The organism is Microcoleus sp. B6-A1, assembly GCF_036705085.1.
Taxonomy (GTDB): Bacteria; Cyanobacteriota; Cyanobacteriia; order Cyanobacteriales; family Microcoleaceae; genus Microcoleus.
The window spans coordinates 1-17327 of sequence record NZ_JAUBTU010000024.1 but is presented as its reverse complement, the minus strand read 5'-3'; the positions used below and the strand labels follow the sequence as shown (position 1 = coordinate 17327).

Annotated in this window: 25 protein-coding genes; 21 read left to right on the top strand and 4 right to left on the bottom strand. The window is 47.6% G+C overall.

Translation table 11 applies throughout. The features are described from left to right. Positions 1–80 precede the first annotated feature (80 nt). The 17 genes from rplF (at position 81) to prfA (ending at position 11649) form a co-directional block, all read left to right on the top strand. The gene (rplF, locus tag QUB11_RS11095; RefSeq protein ID WP_333039622.1) at positions 81–629 is read left to right on the top strand and encodes a 50S ribosomal protein L6; all 549 of its coding nucleotides are present in this window, start codon (positions 81–83) and stop codon (positions 627–629) included. Between the two features lie 2 nt (positions 630–631). Beyond that, the gene (rplR, locus tag QUB11_RS11090; protein WP_333202670.1) at positions 632–994 is read left to right on the top strand and encodes a 50S ribosomal protein L18; all 363 of its coding nucleotides are present in this window, start codon (positions 632–634) and stop codon (positions 992–994) included. A 162-nt stretch (positions 995–1156) separates the two neighbouring features. Then, positions 1157–1705 (top strand): 30S ribosomal protein S5, encoded by a 549-nt coding sequence (rpsE, locus tag QUB11_RS11085; protein ID WP_190745441.1) that lies wholly within the window; start codon positions 1157–1159, stop codon positions 1703–1705. A 146-nt stretch (positions 1706–1851) separates the two neighbouring features. Continuing rightward, positions 1852–2298, top strand: a complete 447-nt coding sequence (gene rplO / locus QUB11_RS11080; protein WP_333070037.1) for a 50S ribosomal protein L15 — start codon at positions 1852–1854, stop codon at positions 2296–2298. 103 nt (positions 2299–2401) lie between these two features. Then, positions 2402–3706 carry a preprotein translocase subunit SecY gene (gene secY, locus QUB11_RS11075; protein ID WP_333074732.1) on the top strand — a complete coding sequence of 435 codons (1305 nt, stop codon included), beginning with the start codon at positions 2402–2404 and terminating at the stop codon, positions 3704–3706. A 5-nt stretch (positions 3707–3711) separates the two neighbouring features. Continuing rightward, entirely contained in the window at positions 3712–4296 is a 585-nt protein-coding gene (locus QUB11_RS11070; protein ID WP_333059810.1) for an adenylate kinase, read from the top strand. A gap of 293 nt (positions 4297–4589) precedes the next feature. After that, on the top strand, positions 4590–4814 hold the full coding sequence (gene infA, locus QUB11_RS11065; RefSeq protein WP_006276978.1) for a translation initiation factor IF-1: 225 nt from the start codon (positions 4590–4592) through the stop codon (positions 4812–4814). A 368-nt stretch (positions 4815–5182) separates the two neighbouring features. Then, positions 5183–5296, top strand: a complete 114-nt coding sequence (gene rpmJ, locus QUB11_RS11060; RefSeq protein ID WP_015178722.1) for a 50S ribosomal protein L36 — start codon at positions 5183–5185, stop codon at positions 5294–5296. Positions 5297–5380: 84 nt separating this feature from the next. After that, positions 5381–5764 (top strand): 30S ribosomal protein S13, encoded by a 384-nt coding sequence (gene rpsM / locus QUB11_RS11055; RefSeq protein ID WP_006634981.1) that lies wholly within the window; start codon positions 5381–5383, stop codon positions 5762–5764. An 84-nt stretch (positions 5765–5848) separates the two neighbouring features. Continuing rightward, the gene (gene rpsK / locus QUB11_RS11050) at positions 5849–6247 is read left to right on the top strand and encodes a 30S ribosomal protein S11 (protein ID WP_332978136.1); all 399 of its coding nucleotides are present in this window, start codon (positions 5849–5851) and stop codon (positions 6245–6247) included. Positions 6248–6421: 174 nt separating this feature from the next. Then, the gene (locus tag QUB11_RS11045) at positions 6422–7366 is read left to right on the top strand and encodes a DNA-directed RNA polymerase subunit alpha (protein ID WP_333202767.1); all 945 of its coding nucleotides are present in this window, start codon (positions 6422–6424) and stop codon (positions 7364–7366) included. 125 nt (positions 7367–7491) lie between these two features. Continuing rightward, the gene (rplQ, locus tag QUB11_RS11040) at positions 7492–7842 is read left to right on the top strand and encodes a 50S ribosomal protein L17 (protein ID WP_190657966.1); all 351 of its coding nucleotides are present in this window, start codon (positions 7492–7494) and stop codon (positions 7840–7842) included. Between the two features lie 29 nt (positions 7843–7871). Then, complete coding sequence (truA, locus tag QUB11_RS11035) at positions 7872–8714, top strand: tRNA pseudouridine(38-40) synthase TruA (protein ID WP_333390561.1); 843 nt, start codon at positions 7872–7874, stop codon at positions 8712–8714. Positions 8715–8853: 139 nt separating this feature from the next. Next, positions 8854–9309: a 50S ribosomal protein L13 gene (gene rplM / locus QUB11_RS11030; protein WP_015178725.1), complete on the top strand. Its 456-nt coding sequence runs from the start codon at positions 8854–8856 to the stop codon at positions 9307–9309. Continuing rightward, positions 9309–9722 carry a 30S ribosomal protein S9 gene (gene rpsI, locus QUB11_RS11025; RefSeq protein WP_194067224.1) on the top strand — a complete coding sequence of 138 codons (414 nt, stop codon included), beginning with the start codon at positions 9309–9311 and terminating at the stop codon, positions 9720–9722. Before rplM ends, rpsI begins: the two co-directional genes overlap by 1 nt. A gap of 305 nt (positions 9723–10027) precedes the next feature. Next, positions 10028–10336, top strand: coding sequence for a 50S ribosomal protein L31 (rpmE, locus tag QUB11_RS11020; protein ID WP_333202664.1), 309 nt, complete (start codon positions 10028–10030; stop codon positions 10334–10336). 218 nt (positions 10337–10554) lie between these two features. Then, entirely contained in the window at positions 10555–11649 is a 1095-nt protein-coding gene (gene prfA / locus QUB11_RS11015; RefSeq protein WP_333202662.1) for a peptide chain release factor 1, read from the top strand. 15 nt (positions 11650–11664) lie between these two features. Here the strand turns inward: prfA and QUB11_RS11010 are convergent, their stop codons facing one another. Then, positions 11665–12102 carry a hypothetical protein gene (locus QUB11_RS11010; RefSeq protein ID WP_333390558.1) on the bottom strand — a complete coding sequence of 146 codons (438 nt, stop codon included), beginning with the start codon at positions 12100–12102 and terminating at the stop codon, positions 11665–11667. Between the two features lie 227 nt (positions 12103–12329). On the opposite strand from QUB11_RS11010, the gene QUB11_RS11005 reads away from it, so the two are divergent. The 3 genes from QUB11_RS11005 to QUB11_RS10995 all read left to right on the top strand — a co-directional run bounded on the left by QUB11_RS11005 (position 12330) and on the right by QUB11_RS10995 (position 13504). After that, on the top strand, positions 12330–12695 hold the full coding sequence (locus QUB11_RS11005) for a helix-turn-helix domain-containing protein (protein WP_006634971.1): 366 nt from the start codon (positions 12330–12332) through the stop codon (positions 12693–12695). 108 nt (positions 12696–12803) lie between these two features. Further along, positions 12804–13094 carry a helix-turn-helix transcriptional regulator gene (locus tag QUB11_RS11000; RefSeq protein WP_333101795.1) on the top strand — a complete coding sequence of 97 codons (291 nt, stop codon included), beginning with the start codon at positions 12804–12806 and terminating at the stop codon, positions 13092–13094. Positions 13095–13138: 44 nt separating this feature from the next. Beyond that, positions 13139–13504: a helix-turn-helix transcriptional regulator gene (locus QUB11_RS10995; RefSeq protein ID WP_333202658.1), complete on the top strand. Its 366-nt coding sequence runs from the start codon at positions 13139–13141 to the stop codon at positions 13502–13504. Between the two features lie 240 nt (positions 13505–13744). Here the strand turns inward: QUB11_RS10995 and QUB11_RS10990 are convergent, their stop codons facing one another. Together QUB11_RS10990 and QUB11_RS10985 are read right to left on the bottom strand one after the other, a co-directional pair. Further along, positions 13745–14551: a pentapeptide repeat-containing protein gene (locus QUB11_RS10990; RefSeq protein WP_333390555.1), complete on the bottom strand. Its 807-nt coding sequence runs from the start codon at positions 14549–14551 to the stop codon at positions 13745–13747. 65 nt (positions 14552–14616) lie between these two features. Beyond that, the gene (locus QUB11_RS10985; RefSeq protein WP_333390553.1) at positions 14617–15477 is read right to left on the bottom strand and encodes an Rpn family recombination-promoting nuclease/putative transposase; all 861 of its coding nucleotides are present in this window, start codon (positions 15475–15477) and stop codon (positions 14617–14619) included. A gap of 199 nt (positions 15478–15676) precedes the next feature. Here QUB11_RS10985 and QUB11_RS10980 point away from each other — a divergent pair, with 199 nt between their 5' ends. Further along, complete coding sequence (locus QUB11_RS10980) at positions 15677–16933, top strand: UvrD-helicase domain-containing protein (protein WP_333390550.1); 1257 nt, start codon at positions 15677–15679, stop codon at positions 16931–16933. A gap of 42 nt (positions 16934–16975) precedes the next feature. Here the strand turns inward: QUB11_RS10980 and QUB11_RS10975 are convergent, their stop codons facing one another. Then, positions 16976–17194: a hypothetical protein gene (locus QUB11_RS10975; RefSeq protein WP_333202650.1), complete on the bottom strand. Its 219-nt coding sequence runs from the start codon at positions 17192–17194 to the stop codon at positions 16976–16978. Positions 17195–17327 lie beyond the last annotated feature (133 nt).

The following is a 17327-nucleotide window of genomic DNA, read 5'->3' as shown; positions in this document are numbered from 1 at the left end:
CTCAAAAATCAATCACTAAGGACTAATAACTAAGCACTAATAATCAAGGACTAATAACTAAAAACAAAGGACAAAAAACTATGTCGCGAATTGGCAAGCGTCCGATTAGCATCCCCACGAAAGTCACCGTCACCCTAGACGGTCAAAAAGTAGCCGTCAAAGGCCCTAAAGGTGAACTTTCCCGAGTTATCCCAGCCGAAATCCTCATGGGAATTGAAGGCGAGACTTTACTCGTTACCCGCCGAGACGAATCTCGCGTCGCCAGACAACTGCACGGCTTGTGCCGCACCCTAGTCGCCAACATGGTCGAAGGTGTATCCCAAGGTTTTCAGCGGCGTCTCGAAATTATCGGCACAGGTTATCGGGCACAGGTTCAAGGACGGAACCTGATTTTAAACGTCGGTTACAGCAAGCCGGTGGAAATGCCCCCTCCAGAAGGCATCACAATGGCAGTTGAAGGCAACACCAACGTCATTGTCTCCGGCATTGACAAAGAACTCGTAGGCAATACAGCAGCCCGCATCCGCGCGGTGCGTCCGCCCGAAGTCTATAAGGGCAAAGGCATTCGCTACAGCGGCGAAGTTGTCCGGCGCAAAGCTGGTAAAACAGGCAAAACAGGTAAGAAGTAACCATGAAGCTTACTCGCAAAGAATCAGTCCAGCGCAGACACCGCCGCGTTCGGCGCAAGGTGTTCGGCACCGCCGAACGTCCCAGACTAGCGGTATTTCGATCGGATCAGCACATCTACGCTCAAGTAATCGACGACACCGCCCAGCACACTTTGGCCGCCGCGTCAACCCTCGACCCAGAATTGAAGTCTACTCTCAGTTCTGGCGGCAACTGCTCCGCGAGCGTGCAAGTCGGTCAGTTGATTGCCAAACGCTGTTCCAGCGCTGGCATAGTCAAAGTCGTATTCGATCGCGGGGGCAACCTCTATCACGGTCGTGTCAAAGCCCTCGCAGAAGCAGCTCGCGAAGCGGGGTTAGACTTCTAGAGGGGGTAATGGGTAGCGGGTAATGAGTAATTAAAAAGTAAAAAGTCAAAAGTTGAAAGTGAAAAGGCAAAATCCAGATTTCTTCTATTTTTACTTTTTACTCAAACAATTACCAATTGCCGATCGCCTTTCACCAATTACTAATTCCCACAGGACAAAACTATGGCAGAACAAAAAGAACAGCGCAACAAGAAAAAAAGCAGCAGCAACAACAAAGGGCGCGAAAAAGAATCCGAATGGCAAGAACGGGTTGTTCAGATTCGGCGCGTTACCAAAGTAGTCAAAGGTGGTAAAAAACTCAGCTTCCGCGCCATAGTCATTATCGGCAACGAACGCGGTCAAGTTGGAGTAGGAGTCGGCAAAGCTAGCGACGTAATCGGTGCCGTTAAAAAAGGCGTCGCTGACGGCAAAAAGCACCTAATTGAAGTCCCCCTCACCAAATCTAACTCCATCCCTCACCCCATCAACGGTGACGGTGGCGGAGCTAAAGTGATGATGCGGCCGGCAGCTCCCGGAACCGGGGTAATTGCAGGGGGAGCAGTGCGAACTGTTCTCGAACTAGCAGGAGTCCGCAACATCTTAGCCAAACAGCTAGGTTCTGGAAATCCCTTAAACAACGCCCGAGCCGCAGTCAATGCCCTCTCCACCCTCCGCACCTTGTCCGAAGTTGCTCAAGAGCGCGGAATTCCAGTAGAAAATCTCTACGGTTAGGACACGCGAGAATGGGAAACTGTAAGTTTTGAGTGTTAAGTGCTTGCGGTGAAAATAAAAAAATCCGCAACTTAAAACTCACGCACTCAAAACTACTGCGTACCCGCTCTCTAAATACCAATTACCAATTACCAATTACTAAAACTATGAGATTGCAAGACGCCCGACCCAAAGCAGGCTCCCAAAAGCGCCCCCGACGCTTGGGCAGAGGTATTTCTGCCGGTCAAGGCGCGAGCTCCGGCAAAGGGATGCGCGGTCAAAAATCTAGAGCCGGTAGCGGCACTAGACCCGGTTTTGAAGGAGGTCAAAATCCTCTCTACCGCCGTCTCCCCAAGTTGAAAAGCTTCCCTCTAGTGAACCGGAAAGAGTACACTACCATTAATGTAAGTAAATTAGCATCGCTGCCAGCAAACACAGAAGTTACTCTCACCTCTTTGATGCAAGCGAAAATTGTCAATACTGACAACGGGCCGCTGAAAATATTAGGAGATGGCGAACTGAATGTGCCTCTGCAAGTGCGCGCCTCGGCTTTTACCGCAGGTGCTCGCACCAAAATTGAAGCGGCAGGCGGAAGTTGCGAATTAGTTGCGTGAAGATTTGAGGTTTGAGAGTATGTCCAAATCTCAAATCCTCTCTTCTTGCTATCAGAAAATGATTTAGTCGAAAATCCCAAATCTAAAATCCAAAATCGTAACTATGGACGTTAGTAGAGAAAAAGCACCAACTGCACAAGAGACGTTCATGCAGATGGCTCAAGCTGCTGGTTTACGAGGCCGCATCCTCGTAACCCTTGGCTTACTGATTTTAGTACGCCTGGGTGTCCACTTGCCAGTCCCCGGCATCGATCGAGTCGCCTTTGCCCAAAACGTCCAAAATAGCCCTTTAATTGGCTTTTTGGATTTGTTCTCAGGAGGCGGCTTGTCAGCTTTGGGGATTTTCGCGCTGGGGATTTTGCCCTACATTAATGCTTCAATTATTGTGCAACTTCTAACGGCGGCTCTGCCAAGCTTAGAAGACTTGCAGAAAAATGAAGGGGAAGCAGGGCGGCGCAAGATTTCTCAAATTACTCGCTACGTTTCTTTGGGCTGGGCAATTCTGCAAAGTATTGGCATTGCGATTTGGGTCAGCCCTTTTGCTCAATCTCCATCGCCTTTATTCATAGCACAAACTGCTTTGGCTCTGACGGCCGGCTCAATGTTTGTAATGTGGATATCGGAAGTGGTGACGGAACGAGGTATCGGGAACGGAGCCTCGCTGCTGATTTTTATCAATATTGTGTCGGTATTGCCGCGCTCTTTGGGACAAACTTTTGAATTGGCTCAAAGTGGGGACACGCAAGTTGTCGGCCGTGTAGTCGTTCTGCTGCTGGTCTTTTTGGTGACGATTGTCGGGATTGTTTTTGTTCAGGAAGGTACTCGCCGCATTCCGATTATTTCGGCCCGCCGCCAAGTCGGCCGCAAAGTTTATCGGGAGAGCCGGAGTTATCTGCCCCTGCGCTTGAATCAAGGCGGAGTGATGCCGATTATTTTTGCATCTTCGGTGTTGATTGTGCCTTCTTTCCTCGCTCAGTCTCTCAATAACCCGTTTTTGGTTCAAGTTGCTAATGTTTTGAGTCCGAACGGGCCGGCGCCTTGGGCTTACGCGCTGTTTTATCTGACTTTGATTCTGTTCTTCAGCTATTTCTACGCTTCGTTGATTGTCAACCCCGTAGATATGTCTCAGAACTTGAAGAAAATGGGCGCCAGCATTCCTGGAATTCGTCCGGGTCAGAAAACGAGTGATTATGTGGAGAAGGTTTTGAACCGTTTGACTTTCTTGGGAGCGATTTTTCTCGGTCTGGTGGCCATTGTACCAACTGCTGTAGAAAGCGCGATCGGTGTGCAAACTTTTAGAGGTTTTGGCGCAACTTCCCTACTGATTCTAGTAGGTGTGGCGATCGAAACTGCTAAGCAAATTCAAACTTACGTCATCTCCCAGCGATATGAAGGAATGGTGAAGTAATCGCAATGCAATTTATTTTCATGGGGCCTCCAGGGGCGGGAAAGGGAACTCAGGCTCAGATATTAGGCGCTCTCTGGAAAATACCCCACATTTCTACGGGCGAAATCCTGCGCGCCTGCGTGGTGGCGAAAACGGCCTTGGGTCTAAAGGCGCAAGCCTACATGGACAGGGGTGAGTTGGTTCCCGACCAATTGCTGATGGATATCGTGCAGGAACGCTTGAATGAACCGGACGCTAATGCGGGCTGGATTCTCGACGGCTTTCCCCGCACTGTTGCCCAGGCAACTTTTTTAGACAAACTGCTGCAGGAGCTTAGCGGTGCCGAGGGGAGTACATCGAACCCAAAATGTGGTCTCAAAGCTGTTAATCTCGACGTGCCTGACGACATTTTGGTGTCTCGCCTGCTGTCGCGGGGCCGGCAGGATGACAATGAGGAGACGATCCGCCGTCGGTTGCAAGTTTATCGCGAGCAAACTGAGCCTTTGATTGATTTTTACAGCGGCCGTCAACAGTTAGTTGCGGTTGATGGCGATCGAGCAATGGAATTAGTCACCGCAGAACTGCAACAATCTCTCTCGATCGACTCTTGAACCCTCTCAATACAGCTTGTTACTCACAAGCTTTTGCTAAGATATGTTAACTAGGAGCTTTTTGTGCTATCAGGTTTTGTGAGGGTTGCTAGAGACCGGATTGAACTCGATACTAATTGCCACAACTTTACTCAAGTAAAGCTAAAGCGAGCGGTTGGTTGAGTCAAGAAGTCGATCGAGTCGCCCTAATTATTGCCCCCCGTTCCCGTTGGACTCCTACCAGTAAATAGGTTTTGAGGCTCACGCCGGGACACTCCTAGTTAATCAAATGTAGAGTTGAGGTAAATACCAAATTGTCTAAGCAAGATTTAATTGAAATGGAAGGGACAGTGACGGAATCCCTGCCCAATGCGATGTTTCGCGTTGACCTAGATAATGGGTTTAACGTGCTGGCTCACATTTCCGGCAAGATCCGCCGCAACTACATCAAAATTCTGCCTGGCGATCGCGTCAAAGTCGAATTGACTCCCTATGACTTGACCAAAGGCAGGATTACTTATCGCCTTCGGAAAAAATAGGCTTAGATAAAACTTTCTAAAAACTAATTCTAAGTTTAATTTAGAGAGAATTTGGTAAAAAGCTTCAAATTTATGCTATAATGCTACGTTTGTAGTGTTGCCGAGAAGGGCGTCAACAACCCACCGGTGTACCGGGTTAAGTCATTGTTACACCGTAAAAGTATCGCTCGCCAACACTCTGGCGCAGGCGAACTTTACCCAGCAATGGGAGTGGGTGCAAGCGGGCTCCTTCATGAAACAACCCGCACTTTATACAATTTAATCGAGGAGAGGTCTACACCTTGCCCAGCCTCTCCTCCCACCGCTCTACGGGCAGTCCCAGCGTGCCTGCTTTCCGGTAGAGCGGGGTTCTCCAGGCAGGAAGAAAGATGAAAGTTCGAGCATCTGTCAAAAAAATTTGTGAGAAATGTCGCGTCATCCGCCGTCGCGGTCGAGTGATGGTGATATGCACTAACCCGAAACACAAACAACGCCAAGGTTAGAAAAAAAGGAAGATTGGGCACTGCACGCAGGTGCATCCTAATTGAACATTGTAGCCAAACAGGAAAACTAGGGAGACAAAAAGTGTGGCACGGATTGCCGGGGTAGACCTTCCACGCGATAAGCGCGTCGAAATAGGTCTGACATACATTTACGGAATAGGCTTGTCGCGGGCCCAAAAAATTATCGCTGCAACAGGCGTAAATCCTGACACTCGCGTCAAGGATTTAACAGAGGCCGACGTGACAGCTCTGCGGGCTCATGTAGAAACCACATACCAAATCGAAGGAGACCTCCGGCGCTGGGAGTCAATGAACATCAAGCGCCTGATGGACATCGGAACTTATCGCGGTCGGCGTCACCGTTTGGGTCTGCCGGTGCGGGGACAACGAACCCGTACCAACGCCAGAACCCGTCGTGGCGTCCGCCGAACAGTTGCGGGCAAGAAAAAGGCACCTTCCAAGAAGTAACATCTTTTTGGGAAAAATACGCTGGGGGCTGCTGGCTCCTAGCGCTTCGGGACATTAGTTGAGAGAAACGTTAAAGAGACTAATATGGCGCGACCACAAACAGGCAAGAAATCTGGTGCAAAAAAGCAGAAACGGAATGTACCCAATGGGGTAGGCTACATCCAGTCTACCTTTAACAACACGATTGTAACTATTACCGACCTCAACGGCGAAGTGATATCCTGGGCATCGGCAGGTTCCAGCGGTTTTAAAGGAGCTAAGAAGGGAACTCCCTTTGCCGCTCAAACAGCAGCAGAAAGTGCTGCCCGCAGAGCCAACGACCAAGGAATGCGCCAAATAGAAGTAATGGTGAGCGGGCCAGGAGCAGGTAGAGAAACTGCAATCCGGGCGCTGCAAGGGGCGGGACTGGAAATCACCCTGATTAGAGATGTTACCCCAATTCCTCACAACGGCTGTCGCCCTCCCAAGCGGCGTAGAGTCTAAAACGATTTGAGATTTTAGATTTTAGATTTTGGATAATGGCTAACTGCTTAAAGTCAAAAACTAATGGTTCTAACTGTTGCCCCGTCCATCCAAAATCCGAAATCCGTTCAGGGGTATGCTCTGCAATCTAAAATCCAAAATCAAAAATCCAAAGTGGAAAAGGGAGGTCACTCCGTGGCGCAGTTTCAAATTGAATGTATAGAGTCTAACACTGACAAAGACCGCAGTCAGTACGGAAAATTTGTCCTGGAACCGCTCGATCGCGGTCAAGGAACAACTGTTGGGAATGCGCTTCGGCGAGTTCTGCTGTCAAATTTGGAAGGAACGGCAGTAACTTCAGTCCGAATCGCGGGCGTCAATCACGAGTTTGCCACGATCGAAGGGGTACGTGAGGATGTTCTAGAAATTCTCCTGAACATGAAAGAGGTCGTCCTCAAAACTCATTCTCAGCAGCCGCAAATCGGCAGGTTGCGGATTGAGGGGCCTGTAACAGTAACGGCCGATCGATTCGATTTGCCGTCTGAGGTGGAATTGATCGATAAATCGCAGTACATTGCAACTCTCTCCCCAGGCTCAGTTCTGGAAATGGAATTCAGAATTGAAAAAGGCATCGGATACCGAGCAGTAGACCGCAGTCGGGATGATGGGTCGGCTTTGGATTTTCTCCAAATTGACGCCATCTTTATGCCGATTCGCAGAGTCAACTACAGCGTTGAAGATGCTCGCGTAGGCGGGACGGTCGAGAAAGATCGGCTGATTATGGAAATCTGGACTGATGGCAGCGTGACTCCTCAAGAAGCTCTGAGTCAATCGGCCAACATCCTGGTAGATTTATTTGCACCTCTCAAAGACATCACCCAAGATTCTCTCAAACCAGAGTATCCAGGTGAAGCCGATCCTACTAGCCAAATTCCGATCGAAGAATTGCAGTTGTCCGTCCGGGCTTACAACTGTCTCAAGCGGGCTCAGATCAACTCAGTCGCAGACTTATTGGATTATACCCAAGAAGACTTGCTCGAGATCAAAAATTTCGGGCAGAAGTCCGCAGAAGAAGTGATTGAAGCTTTACAAAAACGCTTGGGCATTACCTTGCCACAGGAAAAATCAGCTAAAAGTTAATCAACGGGTAACGGGTAAAAAAGTTCTGAATTTTAAGTAGGTGAGTTTTTCAGTTAAAGAAATCACCGCTCAAAACTCGCGGACTATCCCGGCGCCCAATTACCAATTACCAATTACCAACTGCTATGCGTCACCGCTGTCGCGTCCCCCAACTCAACAAACCGGCTGACCAGCGCCGCGCCCTGCTGCGCTCGCTGACCACCGAATTAATCCGCCACGGTAAAATTACTACCACTCTCGCCCGCGCCAAAGCGCTGCGCCCAGAGGCGGACAGAATGATTACCCTGGCAAAAGATGGCTCCTTGGCCGCTCGCCGGCAAGCTATGGGCTTTATCTACGACAAACAGTTAGTACACGCCTTGTTTGAAGCAGCCCAAGAACGGTACGGCTCGCGCAACGGGGGCTACACCCGCGTAGTACGAACTGTCCCCCGCCAAGGAGACAATTCCGAAATGGCGATCGTTGAACTGGTTTAATTCAATTTTGGGTTGGAGATTTGTGATTTATGACTGACAATCGAAAATCCCCAATCGAAAATCCCCAATCGATACAGCGCGTTGCTCTGGTGATCCAATACCTCGGCACTAACTTTCACGGTTGGCAGCGACAGCCGAACCAGCGTACAGTACAAGAAGAAATTGAAACAGCAATATCGACTGTTCTGGAACGCCCGGTAACGCTGCACGCTGCCGGGAGAACCGATGCGGGAGTTCACGCCGCTGCTCAAGTAGCCCATTTTGATGCCTGCGGCCCAATTCCGGCTCACCGCTGGGCAAGCGTTCTCAACTCTCGACTGGCAAAAGATATTTTAATTCGAGCTTCGGCAAAGGTGGAACCTACCTGGCACGCTCGGTTCTCAGCCAGTTGGCGGCGCTATCGCTACACCCTTTATACAGATCCGACCCCTAATTTGTTTGTGCGTCCTTTTGCTTGGCACTGCTACCACGCCCCTGTGGATGAATCTTTGATTCAGACAGCATTGACACCGCTCATCGGGCGGCATCACCTGGCTGCTTTCCACCGCGCGGGGTCTGCCCGCCCCCATTCCTGGGTGGACATACAAGCGGCAGAGTGTCAGCGTTCTGGGCCTCTTATCTATATTGAGGTTCAGGCGAGTGGGTTTCTGTACGGGATGATGCGGCTGCTGGTGGGGTTGCTGGTGCAGGTGGGTCGCGGGGAAAGGCCGATCGACAATTTCACAGATATCTGGGTCAACGAACGCCGAGAAATGGTAAAATATGCCGCTCCCGCTCAAGGTTTGTGCCTGCTGCGGGTTGGCTATTGTGAATTTCCCTTTCCCCCAGAGGTCTGGTACGACACCCAGCCAAAATTAGTCATTAGTCATTAGTCATTAGTCATTAGTCATTAGTCATTAGGTAACTACTAATAAAAAACTAAGGACAACTAACAATTAAAAACTGACAACTGACAACTGACAACTGACAACTAACAACAGTTAACAGTTAATAGACAACTAACAACAAACAATGAACAAAACTTACGTCCCTACTCAAGACTCCCTAGAGCACAAGTGGTACGTGGTCGATGCCGCCGACCAGCGACTCGGCCGTCTGGCAACTGAAGTTGCCATGTACCTCCGGGGGAAACACAAACCGACTTACACTCCTTCTATGGATACCGGCGACTTCGTAATAGTCATCAATGCGGACAAAATCGCTGTTACTGGCAAAAAACGCACCCAGAAAATCTACCGCCGCCATTCTGGAAGACCGGGCGGCATGAAAACAGAAACTTTTGCCAAATTGCAAGCACGTTTGCCCGAAAGAATTGTCGAAGAAGCTATACGGGGAATGCTGCCTCACACTTCTCTGGGCCGACAACTGTTTACTAAACTCAAGGTGTACGCTGGCCCAAACCACCCGCACCAAGCTCAAAAACCAGAAGAATTAATTGTTCACACGATTCCGGGAGGAAATGAGTAATGCAAGCAACAGATACATCGGGTCGCGCTGTGTACTGGGGTACCGGCCGCCGCAAGTGTTCCGTAGCGCGGGTGCGCTTGGTTCCCGGCACTGGCATACTGACAGTCAATGGTAAAGAGGGGGATTTGTACCTGCAATTCAACCCTACTTATTTGGCTCTGGCTAAGGCCCCTCTGGAAACTTTGGGTCTGGAAAATGAGTACGACATTTTGGTAAAAGTCGAAGGCGGTGGCTTGACAGGTCAGGCTGACTCGATTCGCTTGGGTGTCGCTAGAGCTCTTTGTCAATTAGACCCGGACAACCGCAAGCCTCTGAAGACTGAGGGCTATTTGACTCGCGACCCGCGGGCAAAAGAACGGAAAAAGTACGGTTTGCGGAAAGCTCGCAAAGCTCCTCAATACTCGAAGCGGTAATCGAGGTTCGGCAGCGGATTGTGTAACGGATGTAACGGATGTAATGGAAGTTCGGCAACGGATTTTTTAACGGATGTAACGGATGTAACGGAAGTTCGGATTGACGGAAGAAGGAAGAAGGAAGAAGGAAGAAAGAAAAGGCAAAAATTATCTATCCAGATTTTATCTGCCTTTTTTTGAAGTTTATTTCCGATTCCTGATTCCTGGTTCCAATAGATATAAGGCAAAATTCCTGCTGTTGTTGGTGTACAAGTCCTGCGGCAGCTAAAATGGTTGTAAAGTCAAAAATTAGAGAGTAAAAAACAATGGCAAAAGAAGGCATTCACCCTGAGTGGTATCCCGAAGCTCAGGTTTATTGCAACGGGGAACACGTGATGACGGTTGGTTCGACTAGACCAAAGCTTCAAGTTGATGTTTGGTCGGGAAATCATCCTTTTTATACTGGCACTCAGAAGATTATTGATACAGAAGGTCGTGTGGAACGCTTTATGCGGAAATACGGCATGACCGAGGTAGAAATGCCGAAGGCAGATGCTTCATCTGGACCGCTGAAAATGGAAGATCCGAAAGCAGATGCTTCTAAGGCTGCTGGTAAAGGCAAAAAGAAGAAGTAGCCGGATTGTCATTTGTCCGCAGTTTGTTGAGAGTAGTTCTTTCTACTGGCAACTTACCGCCCTAGGATTTTAGATTTTAGATTGAAGACTTGCTACGGCTGGCAGTTGAGTTCGATCGAGTGGAGTTTGATCGAGATTCTATCCCAACTGTTCTTCAAATCTAAAATCTAAAATCTAAAATCTAAAATCTAAAATCGATTGACAAAGGACAACTGACAATGGCTGAATCTTATTTGCTGGATAAATTGAAGTCGGTAGAGCAAACTTTTAATGAGTTGACTCGCCGCATGGCTGACCCGGATGTCGCTAGGGACAATCAAGAGTTTCAACGGGTAGCAAAAGCTCGATCGTCCTTGGAGGAAGTGGTCGATACTTTTGCTTTGTGGAAAACCACTCAGGAAGATTTGGTGGGCGCGCGACAGGTTCTCAAGGAAGCCGCGGGCGATCGAGATATGCAAGAAATGGCTGCGCTGGAAGTTCAGGAACTTGAGGTGAAGCTGGAGAATTTGGAAAGTCGTTTGAAGGTTTTGCTGCTCCCCCGCGACCCGAACGATGACAAGAATATTATGCTGGAAATTCGGGCGGGTACTGGCGGTGATGAGGCTAGTATTTGGGCTGGAGATTTGCTGCGACTCTATTCGCGCTACGCTCAAACTCAAGGCTGGGTGGTGAAGTTGGTGAGCGAGTCGCTGGCGGAAATGGGTGGCTTTAAAGAGGTAATTCTGGAAATTACAGGCGACAGCGTTTACAGCAAGCTGAAGTTTGAGGCGGGAGTACACCGGGTGCAGCGAGTGCCTGTGACTGAGGCGGGCGGCCGGGTGCATACTTCGACGGCGACGGTGGCTGTGATGCCGGAGGTTGATGATGTGGAGATTCACATCGATCCGAAGGATATTGAGATGAGCACGGCTCGATCGGGCGGCGCTGGCGGCCAAAACGTGAACAAGGTGGAAACTGCTGCGGATTTGTTTCACAAGCCGACGGGAATTCGGATTTTCTGTACTGAGGAGCGCAGTCAGTTGCAGAATAAGGAGCGGGCGATGCAGATTTTGCGGGCTAAGCTCTATGAGATGAAGTTGCGGGAGCAGCAGGATGAGGTGAAGTCGCGGCGTTTGGCTCAGGTTGGTACTGGTTCGCGATCGGAGAAGATTCGCACCTACAACTATAAGGACAATCGGGCTACCGACCACCGTTTGGGGGAAAATTTCTCGCTCAATAGTGTTTTGGAAGGGGATATTGAGGGGATTATTCAAACTTGCATTTCTCAGGATCAGCAGGAACGTTTGGCTGAGTTGGCTGCTTCTACTAATTGATGGAGTGATGGGGGGCTAGGCGCATTGTTTGCTCAGCCTCAGTTCCCTTGTTACGCGGGAGATATGGTTGAGTAGGGCTTCCCAAATTGCATCGGCGATGGCTACTGGATATTTGAAATGTTCGAGGTCGTATTGTACAATGACTTCTAGGGGTGCTAGGATTTGCTGGTTTCGACAACTGGCAATTGCTGCGATCGTCTCTTGTTCCCATCTGGCAAATAGTCGGTAGCTGAAAAAGGAACTGCATTTTTGTCCTTTCTTGTTCAGGTAAACGACTATTACTTGATGTTGTTTGGGGTAGACTTTCACTATGCGGTTGACCGGCATTCTCAGGGCTTCGGCTGCTTCCATTTTGGAGATTTGCCAGCATTGGGGTTTTAGCCAACCCGAGGCTGTGAGGCTTTGACGGGTGCGGCTGGGCTTGTGAGTTTTTAGATTGCGTCTCTTGGTCATTTTTACTTTCCCTGATGTCGGTCTTCGGTTTCAAAGTTCGATCGGGCTGTCCCCTTATGTTGGGTTCCTCGCTCAGAACCATTTGTTTAGCGACTCCTTGGGTCTATCAAAACTTAAGTTGTAATTATTAGTTTACTTGCAATCCTTTCCTGTGTCAAGTGTAATTATGAATTGCAAGTGGAAAATTTAGGAGTTGGGAAGTAAACTGAGTTATGTGGGATTAAGTAGTGACGGCAGTTGTGAACGCAGAAGCTAAGAAAAAATTGATCGAGATTGTCAAACTAGCTCGCGGTTCGATGAGTCAGCGGGCATTCGGCAAGCTTCTGGGCGTCTCTGCGACTGCGGTTCAGTTGTGGGAAAAAGGTCAGAGCATCCCAGATACAGAAAATTTGGCTCAGATTGCTGTGAGGGCGGGGTTTACACTTGAAGAGCTGCTCGCTCATCTGGAAGGCAAACCCATGCGTGAACCGGTAGATACTAACGATCTGCTGAAAAAAATTCAATGTATACCAATTAGTGAGTTAGCCGTGGTTGGTAGAGCCGTGATGGATAGACTCGCGGCGGCGGCTGAGTCGTCTGGGAAATATAGTTGATGTATCACTTCGTAAGTAGACTGGTAGATACGGTTGAGTAACCTTCGAGTCGTGAACATCCAAAATAGACAAAAACTTAGTGAAATTATCAAAACAGCTCGCGGGACAATGAGTCAGCGAGCCTTTGGCAAGCTTTTGGGCGTTTCTGCTACTGCTGTTCAGCTTTGGGAAAGGGGCGATACTGTTCCAGAAACGGAAAACTTGGGTAAGCTCGCAGCGAGAGCTGGTTATTCGCTGGAAGAACTTCTGAGATTTTTGGATGGGAAGCCAGTGTCAGATCCGTTAGATATTCAAGATATTGTCAAAAAAATTCAGTTTTTGCCTCTGAGTCAGGTGGCGCTAATTGGTAAAGCTGTCGCGGAGAGATTCGCTGCGTCGGCTGAGGCTGCTGGGGAATGAGTATTAGGCAGATTTATCTGTAAACTAGGAATTGTGGTTATCTGGTGGCTGATACTGTGGACGCAGAAGCTAAGAAAAAACTGAGCGAAGTTGTGAAGCTAGCGCGTGGCTCCATGAGTTTTAGCGCTTTTGGTAGGCTATTGGGAGTCTCTGGGTCTGCTGTTCAGTATTGGGAGAAAGGACAGGTGCTCCCGGATACGAAAAATTTGACTCAGATTGCGGCAAGAGCGGGCTTTACGATGGAAGAGTTAATGGCTCATCTCGAAGGCAAGCCAATGCCGGAACCTGTTAATACCAACGAGCTGCTGAAGAAAATTCAATGTATGCCACTGAGTGACTTAGCAGTGATTGTTCGAGCTGGTATGGAGCGACTGGCGGCGGCTGCTTTAGCCTCTGGGAAGTGTGGTTGAGCTGGTTGGCGTAAAGTCCGATCGCCCTTAAAAATTTCCACCACTCGTGCATATCACAAATCGAGTAATTTGTCAAGGTCAAATCTACTTTGTTACGGAGTGCGATCGCCCTTATCGACTGACGCACTCCGACAAAGAAACCTGGTTTTTTACCGAATCTGCGGGATACAACGCGTCTTATCGTAAAAAACCCGGTTTCTGGGCCCCTATGCGATCGCCCTTATGAAAAAACCACTCGCCCTATCCCTGACTCAATATGTCTAAAAACTCTTGGACAATGCGATCGGGTTCTTCGCAGCATCTGTTAGCGTCGCAATAGTGGATGATGCTGATACCGTGAGATGCAAACAGTCGATCGCGCGTTTCATCTTTTTGTGTGTCGGGATGCGATATTTCCAGAATACCCCATTTGCCTTGGTGGAATATGAGGAAATCTGGTTCTTGGTTTTGTCGGCCTGCGGGTGTTGTGAGGCGGGCTTTGGAGTTGGGGAAGAATAGGGTGTTTGTGCGATCGAGCGCTTCGGCTATTTTTACTTGTTCTTCGCAGTGAAAGCGCAAATCATTCCAGTGATAAATCCTTGATTTTATGCTAGATAAAATTCCCTGGTTGTGCGCGTCTTCAGCCTTGATAATTTCATCTGATACTGTATTATAATCAGCTAAGATTGCACCGTGTAAATCTGCTGACGAATCAGATTCACTTAAGTTTGCAAATGATAGTCTGGCTCCAGTTAAATTAGCACCGCTGAGATTAACTCCGATAACTTGAGTTCGATGTAATGTCACTTGATGTCGCCGCAAGTATCGCTTAAAAACAGAGCGTAAATTATTTTTTTTTACCTTTTCATCAAAAGCCTCTGAGAGTTGTTTCCAGAGTTTAGCCGCCAGCGCTTTTATGTATTCATCATTATATTGAGATAGTTGAGAAATTTCCTCATAGGAATGTCTGCCTTCCCAGCATTGTCTGAAGATGAGCTCTTGCACGTCGTTTAAGCCTTCGCCATCGAGGAGAGTTTCTGCGATCGCGATTGCTTCATCAACGGTCATGGCTTAAGTTTCCTTAAAGTATATATTTGGTAAAGTTTTGACAATAGGAGGCGATGTTTTAGCAATTAAGGCTGATGTTCATTCAACCAATTGGTTAAATCTGAGGCTTCGGAAAAGTCCAAAAGCGCTTCTCCTAAATCCTCTAATTCTTCTACGGATAAAGTCTGAATTTGCTCGCGGGTTTCAGGGGCGATCGCACCGATGCGTCGAGTCAACTGGCGAGTGAGGAACGACAGCGCCTCATCTTTCCTTCCTTCAAGGAGGCCTAGTTGTCTTCCTTCAAGGAGGCCATCTTCGCGAATTTCTTGGTAAATCACAGAACCGCGCATAGTTTCTTTCCTAAATAGTTGTCTGATTAAGTTTTTTTCAAATCTCAAACCTGCGAGCACTTGGGTGCAAGCGAGTAAATCCGCTTGTTGAGTAGGTTCTTCTATTGTAGCAATCTGAGTAGCGATTTGCTCTAACAAAGTTCGCGGCGAGTTGGTTTGGGATAGTGTCGCGAGTGGGAGTAAGCCGGGGACGGACAGCAGTGAAGCGGGGTCTTGCTCCCAGAGGCGAATAACTCGATATCCGTGTCGGGTGTTCACGTCTGTGTACTCGGATACAAAAACTTGTTCTGAGGCTGTTTGCTGCAAAAAGATTACTACTTGATTGATGGAACAGGAGTATTGCCGTTTCAGCCTGACGTAGTAGTCTAGCATTCTGAAGGCGATCGGCGGGTCGGAGTAGGGTCGGGTTTCAAATTCCAGATGTAGGATTTGGTTATCCGTTTGCAGGAAAACGAGGGAATCGGCTCGGATGGGTTCTTGAATTAGTTCGGTTTTGAGTACCTGAACAGTGGTGGGCTCGTCTATTGGTAGTAGCCAGTGGACGAAGGCGGCGGGGAATTTTTCGGCTAGATATTTGCAGGTGTTGTCGTAGGCCAAGGAAGTTGGGTTGTGAGGGTTGATTAGAAGAGTTTAACTCTAGCGGCATCTACCTGAGAATAGATTTTAGGGCGATTTGGGGAAAGTCCTTACTTTTTATCACTTTTTGTCACTTTTTCTCACTGACACAGATCGGGTCGTATTGGTAAGCTGATTTGAATAAAGAACACTCGACAAAAAGAATATAAGGAGAAAGATTGTGGAACAGTGGATTAACTTCGAGCAATCTTTTAACCAGCGTTTAAATAGCCAAGATTTAGACGAACAACAGACTAAAGCTAGAAACACCAAGCTTGAAGGTCATGCTTTAGTTAGAGGCGTTGCAGGTTCTGGCAAGTCATTAGTGTTGCGGAATCGTATTGAAAAACTAATCGAGGCAGGATATAACGATATTTTGGTATTGTGCTACAACCGCTTCATGAATGGATGGATTGATTCAATAATAAAAGAAAAAGGCTTGAGTTTAAAAGTAGAGAGTCGAACTTTTCATAGTTGGGCTTATCGCATTGGATACGATTACAATTGGGATGAAATTCCTGAAAAGCGGCAGCAAATTATTGATCTAGTTAAAACATATTATAATGCTAACCCCAAAAAGCGTTATAAAGCAATTCTAATTGATGAAGCTCAAGATTTTTATGATGAATGGTTTATGGCGATGTTATCTGCTGTAGATCCCGACACAAACTCTATCTTTTTTGTCTATGATAACACTCAGTCAGTTTACGGTCAGCCACATCGAAGAAAGCGAGAGTGGACTTGGAAGAGTCTTGGATTTGATATTCCTCCACGTCGTTCGCAAATATTTGATATAAACTATAGAAACGCGCCAGAAATTATAGAATTAGCTTGGCAGTTTATATGTCCTTATTTAGCTAGTGCTAATATGAAGACAAGTAAACGTTCAGGTTCTAATATCGGTAGTATTGTCGAACCACTCAAAAAGTCTTCTCGCAGTTCATCTATTAAGCCAATGCTTGTAAAAAGTGATATGTCTCCAGATAATATAGCTAAACAGGTTAAACTGGCATTGAGCAGTCATCCAGTATCTTCAATCGGAGTTTTATTGCATCCACAAGAGTCAAGATTCTTTAAATCAGAAATTAGTAGATGCCTGGGAGAATTGGGTGTTCCCCATCACGCTCCAATGGGTTCTCCAGACCGAGGTAATAACCTTGTAAACCGACCTTTGGTAATAGTCGATTCTTGGAATGCGCTGAAAGGAGTTGAGTTTGATGCCGTTATTATTGCTGGCGTTGACCAAGTGGAAGAATTATCAGATCCCGATAAAAATTTTCAAAAAAAAGCAGGACTTTATACAGCAATAACAAGAGCAAGAGATCACGTAGTTATGTTATACCAAGATGAAACTCAAGTTGTGCAGCAACTTCAAAACATTTTGACAGCACCGGATGTTTTGGAGAGTGACTCAAATGCAAATGCTCAGGCTGCTTAGTGTGCAACATTAAGTCCTAGGATAGTAGGACATTTCTTAAGTTCATCTGATAACTTTTAGCTCCGCGATCGCTTCATTAACTGTACCTCGAAACACCTTGCCAGATTGATAGTCTTGTTTTCCTTGTGCAATATTAGCAGCAATTTCGGTGCGACGGCGATCGCTAAGCCTCCGGTGCATGATGACAAGTAAAGCAGTTTGTTCGTCTATAGACAATGTTTCGATCTCGTCTAAAATACGGTCAAATGTTGAGGTTTGCATAGTAAAGAGTATATTGACCAAAAGCTTGCTCTAAATCTGCAATTCTAGACTCTCTGATAACCCACATTCCGCACCCCCAACTGGCACATACGCGGATTGAGGGGGTAAAAGTGAATCATCCGAGACAAAGCGT

What these genes read in the sequence shown, in the direction of transcription:
- rplF (WP_333039622.1), top strand. Translation starts at nt 81, where the DNA reads ATGTCGCGAATTGGCAAGCGTCCGATTAGCATCCCCACGAAAGTCACC.
- rplR (WP_333202670.1), top strand. Translation starts at nt 632, where the DNA reads ATGAAGCTTACTCGCAAAGAATCAGTCCAGCGCAGACACCGCCGCGTT.
- rpsE (WP_190745441.1), top strand. Translation starts at nt 1,157, where the DNA reads ATGGCAGAACAAAAAGAACAGCGCAACAAGAAAAAAAGCAGCAGCAAC.
- rplO (WP_333070037.1), top strand. Translation starts at nt 1,852, where the DNA reads ATGAGATTGCAAGACGCCCGACCCAAAGCAGGCTCCCAAAAGCGCCCC.
- secY (WP_333074732.1), top strand. Translation starts at nt 2,402, where the DNA reads ATGGACGTTAGTAGAGAAAAAGCACCAACTGCACAAGAGACGTTCATG.
- QUB11_RS11070 (WP_333059810.1), top strand. Translation starts at nt 3,712, where the DNA reads ATGCAATTTATTTTCATGGGGCCTCCAGGGGCGGGAAAGGGAACTCAG.
- rpmJ (WP_015178722.1), top strand. Translation starts at nt 5,183, where the DNA reads ATGAAAGTTCGAGCATCTGTCAAAAAAATTTGTGAGAAATGTCGCGTC.
- rpsK (WP_332978136.1), top strand. Translation starts at nt 5,849, where the DNA reads ATGGCGCGACCACAAACAGGCAAGAAATCTGGTGCAAAAAAGCAGAAA.
- rplQ (WP_190657966.1), top strand. Translation starts at nt 7,492, where the DNA reads ATGCGTCACCGCTGTCGCGTCCCCCAACTCAACAAACCGGCTGACCAG.
- truA (WP_333390561.1), top strand. Translation starts at nt 7,872, where the DNA reads ATGACTGACAATCGAAAATCCCCAATCGAAAATCCCCAATCGATACAG.
- rplM (WP_015178725.1), top strand. Translation starts at nt 8,854, where the DNA reads ATGAACAAAACTTACGTCCCTACTCAAGACTCCCTAGAGCACAAGTGG.
- rpsI (WP_194067224.1), top strand. Translation starts at nt 9,309, where the DNA reads ATGCAAGCAACAGATACATCGGGTCGCGCTGTGTACTGGGGTACCGGC.
- rpmE (WP_333202664.1), top strand. Translation starts at nt 10,028, where the DNA reads ATGGCAAAAGAAGGCATTCACCCTGAGTGGTATCCCGAAGCTCAGGTT.
- prfA (WP_333202662.1), top strand. Translation starts at nt 10,555, where the DNA reads ATGGCTGAATCTTATTTGCTGGATAAATTGAAGTCGGTAGAGCAAACT.
- QUB11_RS11010 (WP_333390558.1), bottom strand. Translation starts at nt 12,102, where the DNA reads ATGACCAAGAGACGCAATCTAAAAACTCACAAGCCCAGCCGCACCCGT.
- QUB11_RS11000 (WP_333101795.1), top strand. Translation starts at nt 12,804, where the DNA reads ATGAGTCAGCGAGCCTTTGGCAAGCTTTTGGGCGTTTCTGCTACTGCT.
- QUB11_RS10990 (WP_333390555.1), bottom strand. Translation starts at nt 14,551, where the DNA reads ATGACCGTTGATGAAGCAATCGCGATCGCAGAAACTCTCCTCGATGGC.
- QUB11_RS10975 (WP_333202650.1), bottom strand. Translation starts at nt 17,194, where the DNA reads ATGCAAACCTCAACATTTGACCGTATTTTAGACGAGATCGAAACATTG.